17 protein-coding genes and 1 pseudogene are annotated in these 20,062 nt (G+C 70.7%); 10 read left to right on the top strand and 8 right to left on the bottom strand.

The features are described 5' to 3' along the window. Positions 1 to 30: 30 nt before the first annotated feature. The 10 genes from AC57BS_RS14650 (at position 31) to AC57BS_RS14605 (ending at position 11,691) form a co-directional block, all read left to right on the top strand. The gene (locus tag AC57BS_RS14650; RefSeq protein ID WP_496412182.1) at positions 31 to 1,476 is read left to right on the top strand and encodes a gamma-aminobutyraldehyde dehydrogenase; all 1,446 of its coding nucleotides are present in this window, start codon (positions 31 to 33) and stop codon (positions 1,474 to 1,476) included. Positions 1,477 to 1,526: 50 nt separating this feature from the next. Continuing rightward, positions 1,527 to 2,780, top strand: a complete 1,254-nt coding sequence (locus AC57BS_RS14645) for an ABC transporter substrate-binding protein (RefSeq protein WP_496412181.1) — start codon at positions 1,527 to 1,529, stop codon at positions 2,778 to 2,780. A gap of 1 nt (position 2,781) precedes the next feature. Continuing rightward, on the top strand, positions 2,782 to 3,882 hold the full coding sequence (locus tag AC57BS_RS14640) for an ABC transporter ATP-binding protein (RefSeq protein WP_496412180.1): 1,101 nt from the start codon (positions 2,782 to 2,784) through the stop codon (positions 3,880 to 3,882). Next, the gene (locus tag AC57BS_RS14635; protein WP_496412179.1) at positions 3,879 to 4,799 is read left to right on the top strand and encodes an ABC transporter permease; all 921 of its coding nucleotides are present in this window, start codon (positions 3,879 to 3,881) and stop codon (positions 4,797 to 4,799) included. Before AC57BS_RS14640 ends, AC57BS_RS14635 begins: the two co-directional genes overlap by 4 nt. Position 4,800: 1 nt before the next feature. After that, entirely contained in the window at positions 4,801 to 5,664 is an 864-nt protein-coding gene (locus AC57BS_RS14630) for an ABC transporter permease (protein WP_496412178.1), read from the top strand. Positions 5,665 to 5,697: 33 nt separating this feature from the next. After that, on the top strand, positions 5,698 to 6,981 hold the full coding sequence (locus tag AC57BS_RS14625) for a saccharopine dehydrogenase family protein (protein ID WP_496412177.1): 1,284 nt from the start codon (positions 5,698 to 5,700) through the stop codon (positions 6,979 to 6,981). Continuing rightward, complete coding sequence (gene gabT, locus AC57BS_RS14620) at positions 6,978 to 8,342, top strand: 4-aminobutyrate--2-oxoglutarate transaminase (protein ID WP_496412176.1); 1,365 nt, start codon at positions 6,978 to 6,980, stop codon at positions 8,340 to 8,342. Before AC57BS_RS14625 ends, gabT begins: the two co-directional genes overlap by 4 nt. Continuing rightward, positions 8,342 to 9,790 carry an NAD-dependent succinate-semialdehyde dehydrogenase gene (locus AC57BS_RS14615; RefSeq protein ID WP_496412175.1) on the top strand — a complete coding sequence of 483 codons (1,449 nt, stop codon included), beginning with the start codon at positions 8,342 to 8,344 and terminating at the stop codon, positions 9,788 to 9,790. The genes gabT and AC57BS_RS14615 overlap by 1 nt, the downstream gene beginning before the upstream one ends. After that, a complete protein-coding gene (locus AC57BS_RS14610; RefSeq protein WP_496412174.1) occupies positions 9,787 to 11,160 on the top strand; it encodes a transaminase in 1,374 nt (457 codons plus the stop codon). Before AC57BS_RS14615 ends, AC57BS_RS14610 begins: the two co-directional genes overlap by 4 nt. Positions 11,161 to 11,268: 108 nt before the next feature. Beyond that, positions 11,269 to 11,691 carry a hypothetical protein gene (locus AC57BS_RS14605; RefSeq protein WP_496412173.1) on the top strand — a complete coding sequence of 141 codons (423 nt, stop codon included), beginning with the start codon at positions 11,269 to 11,271 and terminating at the stop codon, positions 11,689 to 11,691. 25 nt (positions 11,692 to 11,716) lie between these two features. Here the strand turns inward: AC57BS_RS14605 and AC57BS_RS14600 are convergent, their stop codons facing one another. The 8 genes and pseudogenes from AC57BS_RS14600 to AC57BS_RS14565 all read right to left on the bottom strand — a co-directional run bounded on the left by AC57BS_RS14600 (position 11,717) and on the right by AC57BS_RS14565 (position 20,022). Then, positions 11,717 to 12,307, bottom strand: a complete 591-nt coding sequence (locus AC57BS_RS14600) for a mismatch-specific DNA-glycosylase (protein ID WP_496412172.1) — start codon at positions 12,305 to 12,307, stop codon at positions 11,717 to 11,719. 21 nt (positions 12,308 to 12,328) lie between these two features. After that, positions 12,329 to 13,612, bottom strand: a complete 1,284-nt coding sequence (locus tag AC57BS_RS14595) for a hypothetical protein (protein ID WP_496412171.1) — start codon at positions 13,610 to 13,612, stop codon at positions 12,329 to 12,331. Between the two features lie 106 nt (positions 13,613 to 13,718). Then, positions 13,719 to 14,912, bottom strand: coding sequence for an elongation factor Tu (tuf, locus tag AC57BS_RS14590; protein WP_496412170.1), 1,194 nt, complete (start codon positions 14,910 to 14,912; stop codon positions 13,719 to 13,721). A gap of 89 nt (positions 14,913 to 15,001) precedes the next feature. Next, positions 15,002 to 17,116 (bottom strand): elongation factor G, encoded by a 2,115-nt coding sequence (gene fusA / locus AC57BS_RS14585; protein WP_496412169.1) that lies wholly within the window; start codon positions 17,114 to 17,116, stop codon positions 15,002 to 15,004. Positions 17,117 to 17,202: 86 nt separating this feature from the next. Then, positions 17,203 to 17,673, bottom strand: a complete 471-nt coding sequence (rpsG, locus tag AC57BS_RS14580) for a 30S ribosomal protein S7 (RefSeq protein WP_135838828.1) — start codon at positions 17,671 to 17,673, stop codon at positions 17,203 to 17,205. Continuing rightward, positions 17,673 to 18,044: a 30S ribosomal protein S12 gene (gene rpsL / locus AC57BS_RS14575; protein WP_056906817.1), complete on the bottom strand. Its 372-nt coding sequence runs from the start codon at positions 18,042 to 18,044 to the stop codon at positions 17,673 to 17,675. The genes rpsG and rpsL overlap by 1 nt, the downstream gene beginning before the upstream one ends. Positions 18,045 to 18,249: 205 nt before the next feature. Continuing rightward, positions 18,250 to 19,506, bottom strand: a pseudogene (locus AC57BS_RS14570) (MFS transporter); the annotation flags it as partial. Positions 19,507 to 19,578: 72 nt separating this feature from the next. Beyond that, entirely contained in the window at positions 19,579 to 20,022 is a 444-nt protein-coding gene (locus tag AC57BS_RS14565; protein WP_496412168.1) for a MarR family winged helix-turn-helix transcriptional regulator, read from the bottom strand. Positions 20,023 to 20,062: the final 40 nt, after the last annotated feature.

The following is a 20,062-nucleotide window of genomic DNA, read 5'->3' as shown; positions in this document are numbered from 1 at the left end:
CCTTCACCGCACCCGACCGGGAGGACTTCCGTGACCAGCCCACGCACGTTGCGCAACTTCATCGGCGGCACCTTCGTCGACAGCGATGCCGGCGCGATGAGCGACGTCGTCGACCCCGCCACGGGCCAGGTCGTGGCCCGGGCGCCGATCAGCGGCACCGAGGAGGTCGACGCCGCCTACGCGGCCGCCAACACGGCGTTCGGCGAGTGGGGGCGTACGACGCCGAGCGAGCGCCAGCAGGCGCTGCTCAGGATCGCCGACGCGATCGAGGCGAACGCCGAGGAGCTGATCGCGCTCGAGTCGGCGAACACCGGGAAGATCAAGGCGCTCACCGCGAGCGAGGAGATCCCCCCGATGGTCGACCAGCTCCGGTTCTTCGCCGGCGCGGCGCGGGTCCTCGAGGGCAAGGCGGCCGGCGAGTACATGGCCGGCCACACCTCGTGGGTCCGGCGCGAGCCGATCGGCGTGGTCGGCCAGGTGACCCCGTGGAACTACCCGCTGCTCATGGCGGTGTGGAAGATCGGCCCGGCGCTCGCCGCCGGCAACACGGTCGTCCTCAAGCCGAGCGACACGACCCCGGAGAGCACGCTGCGGCTGGCCGAGCTGGCCTCGGAGTTCCTGCCTGCCGGCACCCTCAACGTGGTCACCGGCGACCGGGAGACCGGTCGCCGCCTCGTCGAGCACGAGACGCCCGCCCTGGTCGCCATCACCGGGTCCGTACGCGCCGGTGCCGAGGTCGCGGCGAGCGCCGCCCCGCGCGTCAAGCGCGTGCACCTCGAGCTGGGCGGCAAGGCGCCCGTGGTGGTCTTCGACGACGCGGACATCGAGGCGGCCGTCGAGGGCATCGCCATCGCCGGCTACTTCAACGCCGGCCAGGACTGCACCGCCGCGACGCGGGTGCTCGCGGGCCCCGGCATCCACGACGACTTCGTCGCCGCCCTCGCCGACTACGCCCGCAGCTCGGCACCGGTCGGAATGCCCGACGACGCGGACGCGCTCTTCGGTCCGGTCAACAACGCGACGCAGCTCGCCCGCGTGAGCGGCTTCATCGAGCACCTCCCCTCGCACGCGACCGTGTCCGCGGGCGGCAACCGGCGTACGGACCTCGGCGACGGCTACTTCCTCGAGCCCACCGTCCTCTCGGGCCTGCGGCAGGACGACGACGCGATCCAGAACGAGATCTTCGGCCCGGTGATCACCGTTCAGCGCTTCACCGACGAGGACGAGGCCGTGCGTTGGGCCAACGGCGTGGACTACGGCCTCGCGTCCTCGGTGTGGACCAAGGACTTCGGGCGCGCGATGCGGATGTCGCGGGCGCTCGACTTCGGCTGCGTGTGGATCAACACGCACATCCCGCTGGTGGCCGAGATGCCCCACGGCGGCTACAAGAAGTCCGGCTACGGCAAGGACCTGTCGATGTACGGATTCGAGGACTACACCCGCATCAAGCACGTCATGGCCAACATCGAGAGCTGACAGCACCCACATCCAGAGCGACTCGGGGGCTGAGCGGAGGACCTGAACTGATGACACCGATCCCGCGCCGATCACGGCGCCACCTGTCGGCCCCGGCCGCGGCACTGACCCAGGCCGCCTCCGGCGGCCTGAGCCGCCGCGCACTGCTGGGCACCGGGCTCGCCGCCGGTGCGGGCGTGGCGCTCACCGGGTGTGCCCCGCCCCCGCCCCCGTCGGGGGGCGGACTCACGAGCCTGAAGCTGCCGACGGACGTCTCGGACACCGAGAAGATCCTCAAGTGGGCCAACTGGACGGCCTACCTCGACATGAACGGCAAGGAGACGAAGTCCCCGACGCTCGAGGCGTTCATGGAGCAGACCGGGATCGAGGTCACCTACAGCGAGGACGTCGACGACAACGACTCCTACTACGCCAAGGTCGCGCCCCAGCTGCGCGCCGGCCAGAGCATCGACCGCGACATCTTCACCCTCACCGACTGGATGAGCGGCCGCGTGATCCGCGACCAGCTGTGCCAGCCGCTGGAGCTGATCCAGATGCCCAACGTGGTGAGCAACCTGCTCCAGCCGCTGAAGGACGTGTCCTTCGACCCCGGCCGCAACTTCTCGGTGACCTGGCAGAGCGGCTTCGCCGGCATCGGCTACAACCGGGACAAGGTCGGCCGCGAGCTGAAGACTCTCGACGACCTCTGGGCCGACGACCTCAAGGGCCGGATCGTCGTCCTGTCGGAGTTCCGCGACACGGCCGGGCTGGTGATGCAGTCGCAGGGCGTCGACATCGACAGCGACTGGGGGCGCGCGGAGTTCGAGGCGGCCCTGGACTTCATCGAGCAGAAGATCGACGAGGGCTACATCCGCAAGGTGAAGGGCAACTCCTACATGGAGGACCTCACCAGCGGCAACGCCGTCGCCGGCATCACGTGGAGCGGCGACATCTTCGTGCTGGCCTACGACACCGAGGACCCCAGCTGGACCTTCACCATCCCCGAGTCCGGCGGCACCCTGTGGTCGGACAACATGATGGTGCCGATCACGTCCACGCACCGCAGCAACGCCCAGAAGCTGATGGACTACTACTACGACCCGGCGGTCGCCGCCCAGGTCGCGGCGTGGGTCAACTACGTCTGTCCGGTGGAGGGCGCGCAGGCGGAGATGGAGAAGATCGACCCCGAGCTCGCCGAGAGCCCGTGGATCTTCCCGACCGCCGACTTCATCTCGGAGCGCAACATCCAGCAGTTCCGCGCGCTCGATGCCGACGAGGACATCGAGTACGCCGACCTGTGGTCCACGAAGGTGATGGGGAACTGACATGGCCGGATTCCGCGAGGCGCGCGGCGACCTCCAGCTCGAGAGCGTGACCAAGACGTTCGGCGACTTCGTCGCCGTCGACGACATCGACCTGGTCGTCCCCCGGGGCTCCTTCTTCGCCCTCCTCGGCCCGTCGGGGTGCGGCAAGACCACCACGCTCCGGATGGTGGCGGGGCTCGAGCAGCCCACCGCCGGCCGGGTGCTGATCGGCGACACCGACCTCACCGGGTCCCGGCCCTACGAGCGGCCGGTCAACACGGTGTTCCAGTCGTACGCGCTGTTCCCGCACCTGACCATCCGCGACAACGTCGCCTTCGGCCCCAAGCGCCGCAAGGACAAGGATGCGGCGAAGAGCGCAGCCGACGCCCTCGAGCTGGTGCAGATGACCGACTTCGCCGGGCGCAAGCCGGCGCAGCTGTCCGGTGGCCAGCAGCAGCGGGTCGCGCTGGCTCGGGCGCTGGTCAACCACCCGGAGGTGCTGCTCCTCGACGAGCCGCTCGGCGCGCTCGACCTCAAGCTGCGCCGCGAGATGCAGGTCGAGCTGAAGCGCATCCAGACCGAGGTCGGGCTCACCTTCATCCACGTCACCCACGACCAGGAGGAGGCCATGACCATGGCCGACACCGTCGCGGTGATGAACCGGGGCCACATCGAGCAGCTGGGTGCACCCGAGGAGCTCTACGACCTGCCGCGCACCCGGTTCGTGGCCAACTTCCTCGGCCAGGCCAACACCGGCGTCGGCACCATCGAGGGGATCGACGGGGACCACCTGGTCGCCGACGTGGTCGGCACCAAGGTGAGGATCCTCAAGGACCGCTCGCAGGTGCACGAGGGCGAGGTGCTGTTCGGCGTACGTCCCGAGAAGGTGACCGTGTCGCGCAAGCAGCCCGAGGGGGTCGGCAACGACGTCAAGGGCGTCGTGCGCGACGTCTCCTTCCTCGGGGTCGCGACGAGCTACCTCGTCGACATGCCGAGCGGGACGACCTGGAGCTGCTACGAGCAGAACCTCGACGTCGAGCCGCTCGACCTCCGTCCCGGCGACGAGGTCTGGCTGACCTGGAACCCCGGCCACGCCTTCGGCGTCCCGGTGGACGCCGGATGAGCGCCCTCGCGCCGGTCTCCCAGGTGGCGGGCGACCCCGCGGTGCACCCCGCGCCGCCGGCGCCCGAGACGCAGAAGCGGAGCTGGACGGCGTACCTCCTGCTCCTCCCGGGCGTGCTGTGGCTCGGCGTCTTCTTCATCCTGCCGCTGGTGCAGCTGGCGTCGGTCAGCCTGCAGAGCCGCTATCCCGGTTTCCCCGGCTACTACTACCGCGACCTCAACTTCGAGAACTACGCCGCCGCGCTGACCGACTACGCGCCCCACTTCGCGCGCTCGTTCCTCTATGCCGGGCTGGCGACGCTCCTGGCCTTCGTGATCGCCTACCCCCTCGCCTACGCGATGGCGTTCAAGGCCGGCAGGTGGCGCAACCTGATGATGATCTGCGTCATCGCGCCGTTCTTCACCTCCTTCATCCTGCGCACGTTCGCGTGGTCGCAGATCCTGGCCGACGAGGGCTGGGTGGTCGGGGTGCTCAGCTTCCTCAACCTGCTGCCCGGCGGGAGCATCGTCAACACGCCCGTCGCGGTGGTCGCCGGCCTGACCTACAACTTCCTGCCCTTCATGGTGCTGCCCATCTATGCCTCGCTCGAGCGCGCCGACCCGCGCGTCATCGAGGCGGGCGGCGACCTGTACGCCAACGGGTTCACGACGTTCCGCACGGTGACGCTGCCGATGTCCATGCCCGGCGTGCTGGCGGGGACGCTGCTGACCTTCATCCCCGCGGCCGGCGACTTCGTCAACATGGAGCTGCTCGGCCCCCAGCGCGGGAAGATGGTCGGCAACGTCATCAACGACCAGTTCCTCGCGATCCCCGGCGGCTACCCCGTCGCCGCGGCACTCTCCTTCACCCTGATGGCCGCGATCCTGGCGATGGTCTTCCTCTACGTACGCCGCTTCGGCACCGAGGAGCTGGTGTGACATGGCCACGCTGACCCCGACGTCCCCGTCCGCCTACCGGCCCTCGGCCGCCAAGCGGGCCCAGCTGTGGCTGGCCCAGCACTTCGCGATGCTGTCGGCGATCCTGGTGCTGCTCTACCTGTTCCTCCCGGTCGCCTACACCTTCGCCTTCTCGTTCAACGACCACGGCAAGACCAACATCGTGTGGCAGGGCTTCACCTGGGAGCACTGGCAGGACCCGTGCGGCGTCACCGGCGCGTGCGAGTCGCTGGTCACCTCGCTCCAGGTCGGGGCGATCTCCACCCTCGTGGCCACGGTCCTCGGCACGATGATGGCGCTGGCGATGGTGCGCTACCGGTTCCGCGGCAAGCAGGCCAGCAACGTCCTGATCTTCGTGCCGATGGCCACGCCCGAGATCGTGATGGGTGCCGCGCTGCTGACGATCTTCGTGCAGGGCTTCGCCAACATCGGCATCAGCCTGGGCTTCGGCACGATCGTGTTCTCCCACATCATGTTCTGCCTGAGCTTCGTGGTCGTGACGGTCCGGGCACGCATCCAGTCGCTCGACCCGCGCATCGAGGAGGCCGCGCAGGACCTCTACGCCAGCCCGATGCAGACCTTCTGGAAGGTCACCTTCCCGCTGATCCTGCCCGGCATCCTGGGCGCGGCGATGCTCGCCTTCTCGCTGTCGTTCGACGACTTCATCATCACCAACTTCGTCTCCGGAAACGAGAACACGTTCCCCAAGTTCGTCTACGTCGCCTCGCGCCGCGGCATCCCTGCCGAGGCCAACGTCATCGGCTTCTCGATGTTCGTGATCGCCGTCCTGCTCGTCGTCGGCGCGCAGGTCGTGGGCTCGATGCGGGCCTCGAAGTACAAGAGCTGACTCCCTCAGTCCTTCAGTCCAAGGAGAGAACGAGTGTCCCAACCCATGCGCGTCCTGATGGTCGGGGCGGGCGGCGTCGGCGACGCCGCCGCCCGGATCGCCGTCGAGCGCGACTTCTTCGAGGCGTGGGTGGTGGCCGACCACGACCTCGACCGGGCCGAGCGCACCGTCGCGGCGGCGCGCGGGCGGCGTACTGGAGAGGAGCGCTTCTCCGCCGCCCGGGTCGACGCCTCCGACGCCGACGCCGTGGCCGCGCTCGCCCGCGAGGTCCGGGCCACCCACGTGTTCAACGCGGTCGACCCGCGCTTCGTGATGCCGATCTTCACCGGCGCGCTGGCCGCCGACGCCGACTACCTCGACATGGCGATGAGCCTGTCGGTCCGCCACCCCGAGGCGCCGTACGAGCAGGTCGGCGTCAAGCTCGGTGACGAGCAGTTCGCGATGGCCGGCGAGTGGGAGTCGGCCGGTCGGCTCGCCCTGCTCGGCATCGGCGTCGAGCCGGGGCTGTCCGACGTCTTCGCGCGGTACGCCGCCGACGAGCTCTTCGACCACATCGAGGAGCTCGGCACCCGCGACGGAGCCAACCTGGTCATCCGCGACGACGACGGCAACGAGGTCTTCGCGCCCGGGTTCTCGATGTGGACGATCATCGAGGAGTGCCTCAACCCGCCGGTGGTGTGGGAGCGCGAGCGCGGCGGCGGCGACCTGGAGGCGGGATTCTTCACGCTGCCCCCCTTCTCCGAGCCCGAGGTCTTCGACTTCCCCGAGGGCATCGGCCCGGTGGAGTGCGTGCACGTCGAGCACGAGGAGGTGCTCCTGATGCCGCGATGGGTCGAGGCGGACCGGGTGACCTTCAAGTACGGCCTCGGCGAGGAGATGATCACGATCCTGCGCACGCTGCACACGCTCGGCCTCGACGCAGTCGAGCCGGTCACCGTCAAGGGCGTCGCGGTCTCGCCGCGCGACGTCGTCGCCGCCTGCCTGCCCGACCCCGCGACGATCGGTCCGCGGATGGAGGGCAAGACCTGCGCCGGCCTGTGGGTCACCGGGACCGGCAAGGACGGGGCGCCACGCTCCACGTACCTCTACCACGTGGTCGACAACGCCGACTCGATGCGCGACTACGGCGCGCAGTGCGTGGTGTGGCAGACCGCGCTCAACCCGGTGGTGGCCCTGGAGCTGCTGGCCGACGGCACCTGGAAGGGCACCGGCGTCCTCGGGCCCGAGGCGCTGCCGCCCAAGCCGTTCCTCGAGCTGCTCGCCGCAGCGAAGCCAGAGGGATACGGCTCCCCGTGGGCGATGGAGGAGCGAGCATGAGCACCCTGACCGGACTGTCCCAGGAGCGGATCTTGGCCACCGAGATCCCCGGCCCGCGCTCGCGCGCGCTCCAGGCCCGCAAGGTCGCCAGCGTCTCCGCCGGCGTCGGCACCACGCTGCCGGTCTACGTCGAGCGAGCGGGTGGGGGCATCCTGCGCGACGTCGACGGCAACCAGCTCATCGACTTCGGCTCGGGCATCGCGGTGACGACGGTCGGCAACGCGGCACCCCGGGTGGTGGAGGCGGTGCAGCGCCAGGTCGCCGACTTCACCCACACCTGCTTCATGGTCACGCCCTACGAGGAGTACGTCGCGGTCTGCGAGAAGCTCGCCGAGCTGACGCCGGGCAGCCACGAGAAGCGCTCGGCACTCTTCAACTCCGGCGCCGAGGCGGTGGAGAACGCGGTCAAGGTCGCCCGGCACCACACCGGCCGGGACGCGGTCGTCGTCTTCGACCACGCCTACCACGGCCGGACGAACCTGACGATGGCGCTGACCGCCAAGAACATGCCCTACAAGCACCGGTTCGGTCCGTTCGCCGGGGAGATCTACCGCGCCCCGATGGCCTACCCCTACCGCTGGCCCGGCGGCGCCGAGGCGTGTGCCGACGAGGCGTTCGACGCGTTCGTCACGACGGTCCACACCCAGGTGGGGGAGGAGAACTGCGCCGCGGTGCTGATCGAGCCGATCCAGGGCGAGGGCGGCTTCATCGTGCCCCCGCCGGGGTGGCTGGCCCGCGTCGCAGAGTGGTGCCGCGAGCAGGGCGTCCTGCTCATCGCCGACGAGATCCAGACCGGGTTCGCACGGACCGGCGACTGGTTCGCCTGCGACCACGAGGGCGTCGTGCCCGACCTGCTGACGACGGCCAAGGGCATGGCGGGCGGGCTGCCGCTCGCGGCGGTCACCGGGCGCGCCGAGGTGATGGACTCCGTCCACGTCGGCGGCCTCGGCGGCACCTATGGCGGCAACCCGGTCGCCTGCGCCTCCGCGGTGGCGGCCATCGAGACGATGGAGGCCGAGGACCTCCGCGCCCGCGCCCGCGAGATCGAGGCGGTCTTCGTGCCGCGCCTGCGCGCGCTGGCCGAGCGCCACCCCGACCGGGTCGGAGACATCCGCGGCCGCGGCGCGATGCTGGCCGTCGAGCTCGTCAGCGACGGTCCCGGTCGTACGCCCGACGCAGCGCTGGCCGGCGCGGTGCACCGGGCGTGCTCCGCCCAGGGGTTGGTGACGCTGACCTGCGGCACCTTCGGCAACGTGTTCCGCTTCCTGCCGCCGTTGGCGATCGGCGACGACCTGCTCGCGGCGGGGCTCGACGTGTTCGAGGCCGCCTTCGACGACGCGGTCGGTGGCAAGGTGGAGTGATGGAGACCGTGATCGAGACCGTTCCCACCCAGCTGCTCGTCGACGGCGCGTGGGTCGACGCCACCGGCGGCGGCACCTTCGAGGTGACCAATCCCGCCACGGGCGACGTGCTCGCCCGGATCGCCGACGCGACGCCGGCCGACGGCGAGCGCGCGCTGGCGGCGGCGGCCGCGGCACAGCGCGACTGGGCACGCACCGAGCCCCGCGCCCGGGGCGAGATCCTGCGCTCGGCGTTCGAGCTGCTCACCGAGCGGGCCGACGACTTCGCACGCCTCATGACGCTCGAGATGGGCAAGGCGCTGCCCGAGGCGAAGGGCGAGGTGGCCTATGGCGCCGAGTTCTTCCGGTGGTTCTCCGAGGAGGCCGTACGCATCCACGGGCGCTACTCCGCCGCACCGGCCGGCAACACCCGCCTCATCACCATGAAGGCCCCCGTCGGGCCGACGCTGATGATCACGCCGTGGAACTTCCCGCTCGCCATGGGCACCCGCAAGATCGGCCCGGCCATCGCGGCCGGCTGCACGATGGTGGTCAAGCCCGCCCACGAGACGCCGTTGACGATGCTCGCCCTGGCCGCGCTGCTCGAGGAGGTCGGCCTCCCGCGGGGTGTGCTCAACGTCGTCACCACCACCGACTCCGGTGGTGTGTGCGAGCCGCTCATCCGTGACCCGCGCCTGCGCAAGCTCACGTTCACCGGCTCCACCGCGGTCGGCAAGGTGCTCGTCGGGCAGGCCTCCGACCAGCTGCTCCGCGTCTCGATGGAGCTGGGCGGCAACGCACCGTTCATCGTCTTCGACGACGCCGACCTCGACGCGGCCGTCGACGGCGCCATGCTCGCCAAGATGCGCAACATCGGCGAGGCCTGCACGTCGGCCAACCGGTTCCTGGTGCACGAGTCGGTCGCCGAGGAGTTCTCGACCCGGATGGCCGAGCGGATGGGCTCCCTCACGGTCGGCGACGGCACGCAGGACGGTGTCGACGTCGGCCCGCTGATCACGGAGAAGGCCCGCGCCGGCGTGCACGAGCTCGTCTCCGCCGCCGTCTCCGGCGGTGCCCGCGCGCTCACCGGCGGGGAGGTCCCCGACGGCCCCGGCCACTTCTACCCGCCGACCGTGCTGGTCGACGTACCCCCGTCGGCGCGCGTGTTCCGCGAGGAGATCTTCGGTCCCGTCGCGCCGATCGCAACCTTCGCCGACGAGGACGAGGTGGTCCGGCGCGCCAACGACACCGAGTACGGCCTGGTCGCCTACGTCTTCACCCGCGACCACGCCCGGGTGCTCCGGGTGAGCGAGGCCCTGGAGTTCGGGATGGTCGGGGTCAACACCGGCATCGTGTCCAACCCGGCGGCACCCTTCGGCGGCGTGAAGCACTCCGGGTTCGGGCGCGAGGGCGGGTTCGAGGGGATCGAGGAGTACCTCGAGACCAAGTACGTCGGCAGCGCGCTGTGACCGCACCCGCGTCACCCGTGGACCGCGGGCGCCTGGCGGCGCTGCACGCCGAGGAGGAGCAGCGCTTCGTCGACCTGCACCCCACCTCCGCGCGGCTGGCCGCCGAGGCCGGCGAGCACCTGCTGGCGGGCGTGCCGATGCCGTGGATGACGCGGTGGCCGGGCTCGTTCCCGCTGTTCGTGGAGACGGCGGGCGGCGGGCGGTTCACCGACATCGACGGCATCACCTACGTCGACCTCTGCCTGGGCGACACCGGCTCGATGACCGGCCACTGCCTGCCGGCCGTCGCCGAGGCCGTGCGCGAGCGCACCGAGCGCGGCATCACCACCATGCTGCCCTCGACCGATGCCGCCTGGGTCGCCGCGGAGCTCAGCCGGCGCTTCGGCCTGCCCCGCTGGCAGATGGCGATGACCGCCACCGACGCCAACCGGTTCGTGCTCCGCTTCGCCCGCCACCTCACCGGACGGCCGCGGATCGCCGTCATGGACTGGTGCTACCACGGCACCGTCGACGAGACGCTCGGCGTGCTCGAGCACGGTCGGGCCGGTGACCGGGTCGTCGCGCGTCCTGGCGCCCTCGGGCCGCAGGTCGACGTCGCGACCACCACGGCCGTCGTGCCCTTCAACGACCTCGAGGCCCTGGATGCGCGGCTCGCCGAGGGCGACGTCGCCTGTCTGCTCATGGAGCCGGCCCTCACCAACATCGGCATCGTGCTGCCCGACGACGGCTACCTCGCCGGGGTCCGGGAGATCACCCGCCGGCACGGTGTCCTGCTGGTCAACGACGAGACCCACACGATCTGCGCCGGTCCGGGCGGGGCCACGACCGCGTGGGGCCTCGAGCCCGACCTGGTGGTGATCGGCAAGCCCATCGGCGGCGGCATCCCCGTCGCGGCGTACGGGATGACAGAGGACGTCGCGGCCCGGCTCGAGGGCCCGATGCTGGGCCACGACATCGACGTGGCCGGCGTCGGCGGCACCCTGTCGGGGTCCGCGCTGGCGATGGCCGCCGTACGCGCGACGCTGTCGACGGCGCTGCGACAGGAGGACTTCGACGTCTCCATCCCGCTGGCGGAGTCGTTCACCGCCGGGATCCAGGGCGTGATCGACGAGCACGACCTGCCCTGGCACGTGCAGCGGCTCGGCTGCCGCGCGGAGTACTGGTTCTGCCCGCCGCCGCGCACCGGGGCCGAGGCCGCCGCCGCGGTCGACGAGGAGCTCGACGCCTTCTTCCACCTGTGGACGGTCAACCGGGGCGTGCTGCTGGCGCCCTTCCACAACATGTCGCTGTTCTCGCCGTTCCACGACCGGACCGACGTCGACGCCCACACCTCGGCGTTCCGTGGTGCCGTGGAGGCGCTGCTCGGATGACGGTTCTGGTCCTGGTCGAGAAGCGGGACTACACGCCCGAGGACTTCGAGGGCGTCGACATGGACTGAGGCACTGATGCGCGCGCCCGCACCGGCGTACCGTGGAGCGATGCGGCTCTGGCTCCAGGTCGTCGGCCTGGCACTGCTCACCGGTGCGACCACCCGGGTCGCGATCGCGTGCTGCTTCGGCGACATCGTCGAGTGGCGGAGCTACCGGCTCGGCGCCGCCGTCGTGCGACGCATCGGCCGCCGTGGGGCCGGCGCGGACGTCGTGCCCCTCCACCGCCCGATCGAGCAGGTGGGCGCCGACCTCAACAGGCTCCATGCGGCGTTCCACCGCGGCGGCATGCGGTTCGCCAAGTACGAAGGGTGCCGCCAGGCCTACGACCGGGTCCTCGCGGAGGCGGCCGACATGGCCGGGGTCGCCCACCTGCTCGGCATCCTCACCCCCGGCTCCGAGCTCGACCACGAGCGCACGCGGGTCGAGCTGCTGCTCCGCCACCACGGGCTGCTCCCGCCGTACGCCGCCTGACGGACGCCGCGCCGGCCGACGCGGCTCAGTGCTCCGGGAGCCGGCCGACGACGCCCGCGGCCAGGGCCGCCTCGGCGTAGGCCCGGGCGAGCGTGTCCACGGTGTCGTGCGCGTTGAGGCCCGACGGGTTGGGCACCACGAAGACCCGTGTCCGGCCCCACGTCGACGGCTGCTCACCGACCCGGGCCTTCCGCTCGCCGAACGCGGTGCGGTAGGCCGTCACGCCGGCGACGGCGACCACGACCGGATCCCGCTCGGCGACGAGCTCGCGCAGCCGCGCGCCGCCGGCCCTGAGCTCCTCGGCCGTGAGCTCGTCGGCCCGGGCAGTGGCCCGCGCGACGACGTTGGTGATGCCGATCCCGCGGCGGCGCAGCGCCGCACGGTCGGCGTCCGTCATGCCGGCCGACGGGTCGACCGGCTGCTCGATGATGCCGGCGGCCAGCAGCGCGGGATAGAACCGGTTGCCCGGGCGGGCGAAGTGGGTCTGCGTGGCGGCCGTCCACAGCCCGGGGTTGATGCCGACGAAGAGCAGCCGCAGCGACTGGTCGGCTGCCGGGAGGAGGTCGGGGACCTCGACGTCGCGGAACGACTCCAGCTCGGCCCTGGTGAACCCCATGCGCGCCATCATGCCGTGACGTCAGCCGCGGTCCGCCCCCGGCCGGCCGTCGAGCTCGTCGAGCAGCCGGGCCTCCGCCCGCTCCTGGCCGACCAGGGTCCAGGTCCCGCTGCACAGGCGGTGGAGCTCGGCGGCGAGGACGGGCTGCTCGGTGGCCGAGGCGCGGCCGAGCTCGACCACGAGGGCGCGGACCCGCTCCTCGCACCCACGGATCGCCTCGACCGTCGTCACCGGGGCCAGGCCGGAGTCGGCGTGGTCGACCGCGTCGAGGTAGTCGCGCCACGCCATCGCCGGGCCGGCCGGCAGCGCGACCGTACGCGGCCACACGTCGCGCCACGACAGGGCCCTCCCCCGGAACCAGACGACCGCCGTCGGCACCGCGGCGAGCACCGACCAGCCGGGGTGGCCGGCGACCAGGAGGCCCCACGACACGACCAGGCCGGCCAGCACCACGGCCGCCCCGGCCACCACCCGGCGCCGCCGACGCTCGAGCCCGCTGGCACCGACCAGCAGGGGCTCGGACGGGTCCGGCAGCCTGGCGTCCGGACCGTCCGCGCGGGCGTACATCGCCGCGCGCCTGCGCGCGAGGTCCGCGAAGTCGAGGTCGTACTCCCCCTCCCCCAAGGCCGCCGTGGCGGCGTCGGCGCTCGCGTCGCTGGCCGAGGACGCCTCCTCCACCGTGGGCCCCACCACCGCCGGGAGCCGGTCGAGCGGCGAGACGCCCCGCGCCGGGGGCAGCCCCACCTGACGACGCCGCCACGCCTCGGACGTCGCCCACGTCAACGCGCCGGCCTGCTGCACCTCGTCGCGGACCGCGTCCGCGGGCAGGACTCGCGTGTCCCACCGCCGGGCCTCGGGACGGAGCAACCGCTGGACCCGGCCCACGTGGGACAGCGCGACGCCCCGCGCCGGGTTGGCGGGCTCCACGGACCCGAGCCGCAGCCCGTCGAGCACGTCGAGCCAGGGGCGCGCCAGCTCGGTCCACAGGGCGACCTGGCCGGTGCGCCGCCTGGCCCGCCAGACGATCAGCGGAGCGACGAGCAGACCGAGCACGAACAGGAGCACGGCGAGGCCGGACAGCCCGTCGTCGGCGGCGTCGGAGAGGAAGGCGAGGTAGAGGAGTGCCGCTCCGTAGCCGACCCACCCCACGACCGCTCCGGTCCGACCCGGGACCGCACCGTCGACGGCGAGCGGTCGGCGCGGGTTGGGCACGTGGTCCCGCCCTCCGGGGCTCGCGTACCACTCGAGACGCTGCGCGACGAGCGCCCCGATTTCCTGCCCGCGTGCTGTGTCGTCCCCCGTCACCGGCGACACCCTAGATCCCCCGGGCCGGACATGCACGAGACCCCGCCTCCCTTGCGGGAGACGGGGTCTCGGGTGCTACGGGGTGCCGGTCAGCGACCGGCGGTGATCACTTGGTGATCTTGGTGACGCGGCCGGCGCCGACGGTGCGGCCACCCTCGCGGATGGCGAAGCGCAGGCCCTCGTCCATGGCGATGGGCTGGATGAGCTCGACCGACATCTCGGTGTTGTCACCCGGCATGACCATCTCGGTGCCCTCGGGCAGGGTCACGACACCGGTCACGTCCGTGGTCCGGAAGTAGAACTGCGGACGGTAGTTGTTGAAGAACGGCGTGTGACGGCCGCCCTCGTCCTTCGAGAGGATGTAGACCGAGGCCTCGAAGTTGGTGTGCGGGGTGGTCGTGCCCGGCTTGATCACGACCATGCCGCGCTCGACGTCCTCGCGCTTGGTGCCACGGAGGAGCAGACCGACGTTCTCGCCCGCCTGGCCCTCGTCGAGGAGCTTGCGGAACATCTCGACACCGGTGACGGTGCTCTTCTGCGAGCCCTCGCGGATGCCGATGATCTCGACCTCCTCGTTGACCTTGACGATGCCGCGCTCGATGCGACCGGTGATGACGGTGCCACGACCGGTGATCGTGAAGACGTCCTCGACGGGCATGAGGAAGGGCTTCTCGGTGTCACGCTCGGGGGTCGGGATGTAGTCGTCCACGGCCTGCATGAGCTCGGCCACCGACTCGCCCCACTTGGCGTCGCCCTGCAGCGCCGGGAAGGCGGCAACGCGGACCACGGGGATGTCGTCGCCCGGGAACTCGTACTCGGAGAGGAGCTCGCGCACCTCCATCTCGACGAGCTCGATGAGCTCCTCGTCGTCGACCATGTCGCACTTGTTGAGCGCCACGACCAGGGCGGGGACGCCGACCTGGCGGGCGAGCAGCACGTGCTCGCGGGTCTGCGGCATCGGGCCGTCGGTGGCGGCGACCACGAGGATCGCGCCGTCCATCTGCGCCGCGCCGGTGATCATGTTCTTGATGTAGTCGGCGTGACCGGGGCAGTCGACGTGCGCGTAGTGGCGCACCTCGGTCTGGTACTCGACGTGCGCGATCGAGATCGTGATGCCGCGCTGACGCTCCTCGGGAGCCTTGTCGATCTGGTCGAAGGCCGAGGCCTCGTTCAGATTCGGGTACTTGTCGTGCAGCACCTTGGTGATCGCCGCGGTCAGCGTCGTCTTGCCGTGGTCGATGTGACCGATGGTGCCGATGTTGACGTGCGGCTTGGTCCGCTCGAACTTCGCCTTAGCCACTGGGGCTCCTCCTGATTGTTGTTCTCTGCGTGTGAGAGTTTGGGACTCGTGGGTGTGGGGTGGTGCTGGTGCCGAGGATCCGGACGCGATTACTCGCCGCGGACCTTCTTCACGATCTCGTCGGCGATGTTCGTCGGAACCTCGGCGTACGAGTCGAACTCCATCGAGTACGACGCCTGACCAGAGGTCTTGGACCTCAGGTCGCCAACGTACCCGAACATCTCTGACAGCGGCACGAGGGCGTTGACGACCAGGTCGCCGTGACGCTCCTCCTGGGCCTGGATCTGGCCGCGGCGCGAGTTGATGTCGCCGATGACCGTGCCGAGGAAGCTCTCCGGCGTGGTGACCTCGACGGCGAACACCGGCTCGAGCAGCACGGCCTGGGCCTTGTGCGCGGCCTCCTTGAACGCCTGGATGCCGGCGATCTTGAAGGCGAGCTCGGAGGAGTCGACGTCGTGGTAGGCGCCGTCCTCGAGGGTGACCTTCACGTCGACCATCGGGAAGCCGGCCTTGATGCCGAACTGCAGTGCCTCCTGCGCGCCCTGGTCGACCGAGGGGATGTACTCCTTCGGCACGCGACCACCGGACACGGCGTTGACGAACTCGTAGCCCGCACCGGTGCCGGTCTCGGGGTCGATGTTCGGCTCGATGGAGATGACCACCTTGGCGAACTGGCCGGACCCACCGGTCTGCTTCTTGTGGGTGTAGGAGTGGTTCGCCACCTTGCGGCGGATGGTCTCGCGGTAGGCGACCTGCGGCTTGCCGACGGTGGCCTCGACCTTGAACTCGCGCTTCATCCGGTCGACGAAGACCTCGAGGTGGAGCTCGCCCATGCCGGCGATGATGGTCTGGCCGGTCTCCTCGTCGGTCTTGACGGTGAAGGTCGGGTCCTCCTCGGTGAGCCGCTGGATCGCGGTGCCGAGCTTCTCCTGGTCGCCCTTGGTCTTGGGCTCGATCGCGACCTCGATCACCGGGGCCGGGAACGTCATCGACTCGAGGACGACCTGGTTCTGCGGGTCGGACAGGGTGTGGCCGGTCTTGGTGTCCTTGAGGCCCATGACGGCCACGATCTGGCCGGCGCCGACCGACGCGATCTCCTCACGCTTGTTGGCGTGCATCTGGTAGACCTTGCCGATCCGCTCCTTGCGGCCGTTGACCGAGTTGACCACGGTCGAACCGGCCTCGAGCTTGCCGGAGTAGACGCGGACGTAGATCAGCTTGCCGAGGTGCGGGTCCGAGGCGATCTTGAACGCGAGGCCCGAGAACGGCTCGTCGTCGTTGGGCTTGCGCAGGATCTCGGTGTCCTCGTCGTTGGGCTTGTGGCCGACGATGGCGTCCACGTCCAGCGGCGAGGGGAGGTAGTCGACGACCGCGTCGAGCAGGGGCTGCACGCCCTTGTTCTTGAACGCGGTGCCGGTGAGGATCGGGTTGAGCTTGTCGGCCAGCGTGGCGCGACGGATGGCGGCCTTGAGGGTGGGCACGTCGAAGACGTCGCCGTCCTCGAGGTAGGTCTCCATGATCTCGTCGTCGGCCTCGGCCACGGTCTCCACGAGCTTCTCGCGGTACTCGGCGGCCTTCTCGACGAGGTCGGCCGGGATCTCCTCGACCGCGTAGTCCTCGCCCATCTCGGTCTCGCCGCGCCAGACCTTGGCGTGCATCTCGACCAGGTCGACGACGCCGATGAAGTCCGACTCGGCACCGATCGGGAGCTGCAGGACCAGCGGGGTGGCGTGGAGGCGCTCGACGATCGAGTCGACGCACTTGTAGAAGTCGGCGCCGGTGCGGTCGAGCTTGTTGATGAAGCACATCCGCGGGACGGCGTACTTGTTGGCCTGGCGCCACACGGTCTGGGACTGCGGCTCGACACCGGCGACACCGTCGAAGACGGCGACGGCGCCGTCGAGGACGCGCAGCGAGCGCTCGACCTCGACGGTGAAGTCCACGTGGCCGGGCGTGTCGATGATGTTGATCTGGTGCTTCTTCCACCAGCAGGTCGTCGCGGCCGACGTGATGGTGATGCCGCGCTCCTGCTCCTGCTCCATCCAGTCCATCGTGGCGGCGCCCTCGTGGACCTCACCGATCTTGTAGGTGATGCCGGTGTAGAAGAGGATGCGCTCGGTGGTGGTGGTCTTGCCGGCGTCGATGTGCGCCATGATGCCGATGTTGCGGACCTGCTTGAGGTCGGTGGTGATGTCGACAGCCACTGTTGTGTCTCAGTCCCTCGGAAGTCGGTTAGGGTTGGGGCGAGAGGTCGTACGCCGCGGATCGCGGGGCGTACGACCTCCCGGCGTCACCAGCGGTAGTGGGCGAAGGCCTTGTTGGACTCGGCCATCTTGTGGGTGTCCTCGCGCTTCTTCACAGCGGCACCGAGGCCGTTGCTCGCGTCGAGGATCTCGTTCATCAGGCGCTCGGCCATGGTCTTCTCACGTCGGTCGGCGGCGTAGCCCACGAGCCAGCGCAGGGCCAGCGTGGTGGAGCGGTTGGCCTTGACCTCGACGGGGACCTGGTAGGTCGCGCCGCCGACGCGGCGGGACTTGACCTCGATGGCCGGCTTGACGTTGTCCATCGCGCGCTTGAGCGTGACGACCGGGTCGGTGCCGGTCTTCTCGCGGCAGCCCTCGAGGGCGGTGTAGACGATGCGCTGCGCCACGGCCTTCTTGCCGTCCTGGAGGACCTTGCTGACGAGCTGGGTGACCAGCTGCGAGCCGTAGACCGGGTCGACGACGAGGGGGCGCTTGGGAGCGGGACCCTTGCGAGGCATTACTTCTCCTTCTTCGCGCCGTAGCGGCTGCGGGCCTGCTTGCGGTTCTTGACACCCTGGGTGTCGAGCGAGCCGCGGATGATCTTGTAGCGGACGCCGGGAAGGTCCTTCACACGGCCGCCGCGGACGAGCACGATCGAGTGCTCCTGCAGGTTGTGACCGACACCCGGGATGTAGGCGGTGACCTCGACGCCACTGCTCAGGCGCACGCGGGCGACCTTGCGGAGGGCGGAGTTCGGCTTCTTCGGGGTGGTGGTGTAGACGCGGGTGCAGACGCCACGGCGCTGCGGGGATCCCTTCAGGGCAGGCGTCTTGTTCTTGGACACCTTGTCCTGGCGGCCCTTGCGGACCAGCTGGTTGATGGTGGGCACCGGGTGGTTCCCTCTCTCTGTCTGCTCATCACGGTCCGACGCGGTGCCGGACTCGGGTGTCGTGCGTTGTTGCGGTGTGCCTGTGCGACTGCGGGCGGGCGGCGCCTCGACGGACCGCCCTCTCGGACCATCACGGTCCGAGCATGCGCATGGGTCTGGACGGACCAGACACAAGGATTGAGGCTACTCGGGCGCTACGGCAGGGTCAAAATGCCGCCGGAGCCTGCTCCGCGGGCGTCTTCTCCAGCGTAGCGGCCCGCGCCGAACGGGCCCGCTGGAGGCGCAGGTGGACCAGCGCCGAGAGCGCCACCCCCGCGATGGTGAGCATCCCGCCCCCGAGCAGGGTCCAGCGGGCGCCGTACGTCTCACCGATCCACCCGATGATGGGCGCGCCGACCGGCGTCCCGCCCATGAAGATCATCAGGTAGAGCGCCATCACCCGGCCGCGCACGCCGGCGTCGGTGTGCAGCTGCATGTAGGTGTTGGCGCTGGTGATGAAGGTCAGCGCGGCAAGACCGGTGACCGGCGCCAGCAGCGCGAAGGTGAGGTAGGACGGCATGAGCCCGGCCAGCACGACGGTGGCGCCGAAGGCCAGGGCGGCGCCGACCACGAGGCGCTGCCGCACCAGGGGGCGCCGGGCGGCGAGCAGCGCACCGGTGAGCGAGCCGACCGCGAGGAAGGTGCCGAGCAGCCCGAACTCCTCCGGCCCCTTGCCGAAGACCTCGGTGGCCATCAGCGCGGAGGTGATCTGGAAGTTGAGGCCGAACGTGCCGGCGAAGAACACCAGGCTCAGCACGAGCAGCAGGTCGGGGCGGGCACGGACGTAGGCGACGCCCTCGCGGATCGCTCCCGGCCCGCGGTCCGCGGGGGCGGCGGCGTCGATCCGGCTGGCGTCGAGGTGGCGCAGCGACCAGATCGGGGCGGCGTACGAGACCGCGTTGAGCAGGATCACCCACCCGGTCGCCACCGCTCCCCCGCCGAAGGCGGCGATCAGCACGCCGGCGAGGCCGGGCCCGACGAGGCGCGCGGCGTTGAAGCTGGCGGAGTTGAGGCCCACGGCGTTGGTCAGGTCGCCGGGCTCGACGAGCTCGGACACGAACGACTGGCGCGCGGGCGCGTCGAAGGCGGAGGCCGAGCCGAGGAGGAAGGCGAGGACGTAGACGTGCCACACCTCGGCCACGCCGGTCACGGCGAGGATGCCGAGCAAGGCGGCCGGCACCGCCATGCCGATGTTGGTCAGCTGGAGCAGTCGCTGCTTGGGCATGCGGTCGGCGACGAGGCCCGCGAAGGGCGTGAGCAGCAGGAAAGGGAGGAACTGCAGGCCGGTCGTGATCCCGAGCGCGGTCGCGCCGGAGCCGACGGCCAGCTCGAGCACCAGCCAGTCCTGGGCGACGCGCTGCATCCAGGTGCCGGTGTTGGACACGACGCCGCCGGCGGCGTAGCGGCGGTAGTTGGGGTTCGCGAGGGAGCGGAACGTGGGACTCGTGGTGACTCCTCGGTCGTGAGGTGGTCGGTCGGGTGGTCAGGGGTGTGGTCAGTCGGCCTGCGCGAGGCGGGCCAGGATCGGTGCCGCCTCGCGGAGGGTGGCGCGCTCGGCGGGCGTGAGGCTGCCGAGCCGGCGGGCGAGCCAGGCGTCGCGCCGCTGGCGGTCGGCGAGGACCGCGGCGCGACCGGCGTCGGTGAGCGAGACCACGACCTGGCGGCCGTCGGTCTCGTGGGGGCGGCGTACGACGTAGCCGTCCGCCTCCAGGCAGTTGACCGTGCGCGTCATCGACGGCGGCTGCACCCGCTCGGCGCGGGCCAGGTCGCCGACGGTCTGCTCCCCCGTGCGTACGAGCAGGCCGAGGACGACCATCTGGCTGATGCTCAGGTCGTTGTCGGGGTGGCGCTCGGAGATCAGGCGGCGGCGCAGCCGCATGACGCCGGCCCGGAGCTCGGAGGCGAGCCCGGTGTCGGTGCGGAGGTCGGCGGTCGGCATGTCGTTAGCATAACTCATTACCTGTGCTAACTATTCCGGC

Source organism: Nocardioides sp. BGA-UO-ETr-FS32, from assembly GCF_059567905.1.
The sequence above is the reverse complement of the archived record's forward strand: the minus strand, read 5'-3'. Positions and strand labels throughout refer to the sequence as shown.

What these genes read in the sequence shown, in the direction of transcription:
- AC57BS_RS14645 (WP_496412181.1), top strand. Translation starts at nt 1,527, where the DNA reads ATGACACCGATCCCGCGCCGATCACGGCGCCACCTGTCGGCCCCGGCC.
- AC57BS_RS14640 (WP_496412180.1), top strand. Translation starts at nt 2,782, where the DNA reads ATGGCCGGATTCCGCGAGGCGCGCGGCGACCTCCAGCTCGAGAGCGTG.
- AC57BS_RS14635 (WP_496412179.1), top strand. Translation starts at nt 3,879, where the DNA reads ATGAGCGCCCTCGCGCCGGTCTCCCAGGTGGCGGGCGACCCCGCGGTG.
- AC57BS_RS14630 (WP_496412178.1), top strand. Translation starts at nt 4,801, where the DNA reads ATGGCCACGCTGACCCCGACGTCCCCGTCCGCCTACCGGCCCTCGGCC.
- gabT (WP_496412176.1), top strand. Translation starts at nt 6,978, where the DNA reads ATGAGCACCCTGACCGGACTGTCCCAGGAGCGGATCTTGGCCACCGAG.
- AC57BS_RS14615 (WP_496412175.1), top strand. Translation starts at nt 8,342, where the DNA reads ATGGAGACCGTGATCGAGACCGTTCCCACCCAGCTGCTCGTCGACGGC.
- AC57BS_RS14605 (WP_496412173.1), top strand. Translation starts at nt 11,269, where the DNA reads ATGCGGCTCTGGCTCCAGGTCGTCGGCCTGGCACTGCTCACCGGTGCG.
- AC57BS_RS14600 (WP_496412172.1), bottom strand. Translation starts at nt 12,307, where the DNA reads ATGGGGTTCACCAGGGCCGAGCTGGAGTCGTTCCGCGACGTCGAGGTC.
- rpsG (WP_135838828.1), bottom strand. Translation starts at nt 17,673, where the DNA reads ATGCCTCGCAAGGGTCCCGCTCCCAAGCGCCCCCTCGTCGTCGACCCG.
- AC57BS_RS14565 (WP_496412168.1), bottom strand. Translation starts at nt 20,022, where the DNA reads ATGCCGACCGCCGACCTCCGCACCGACACCGGGCTCGCCTCCGAGCTC.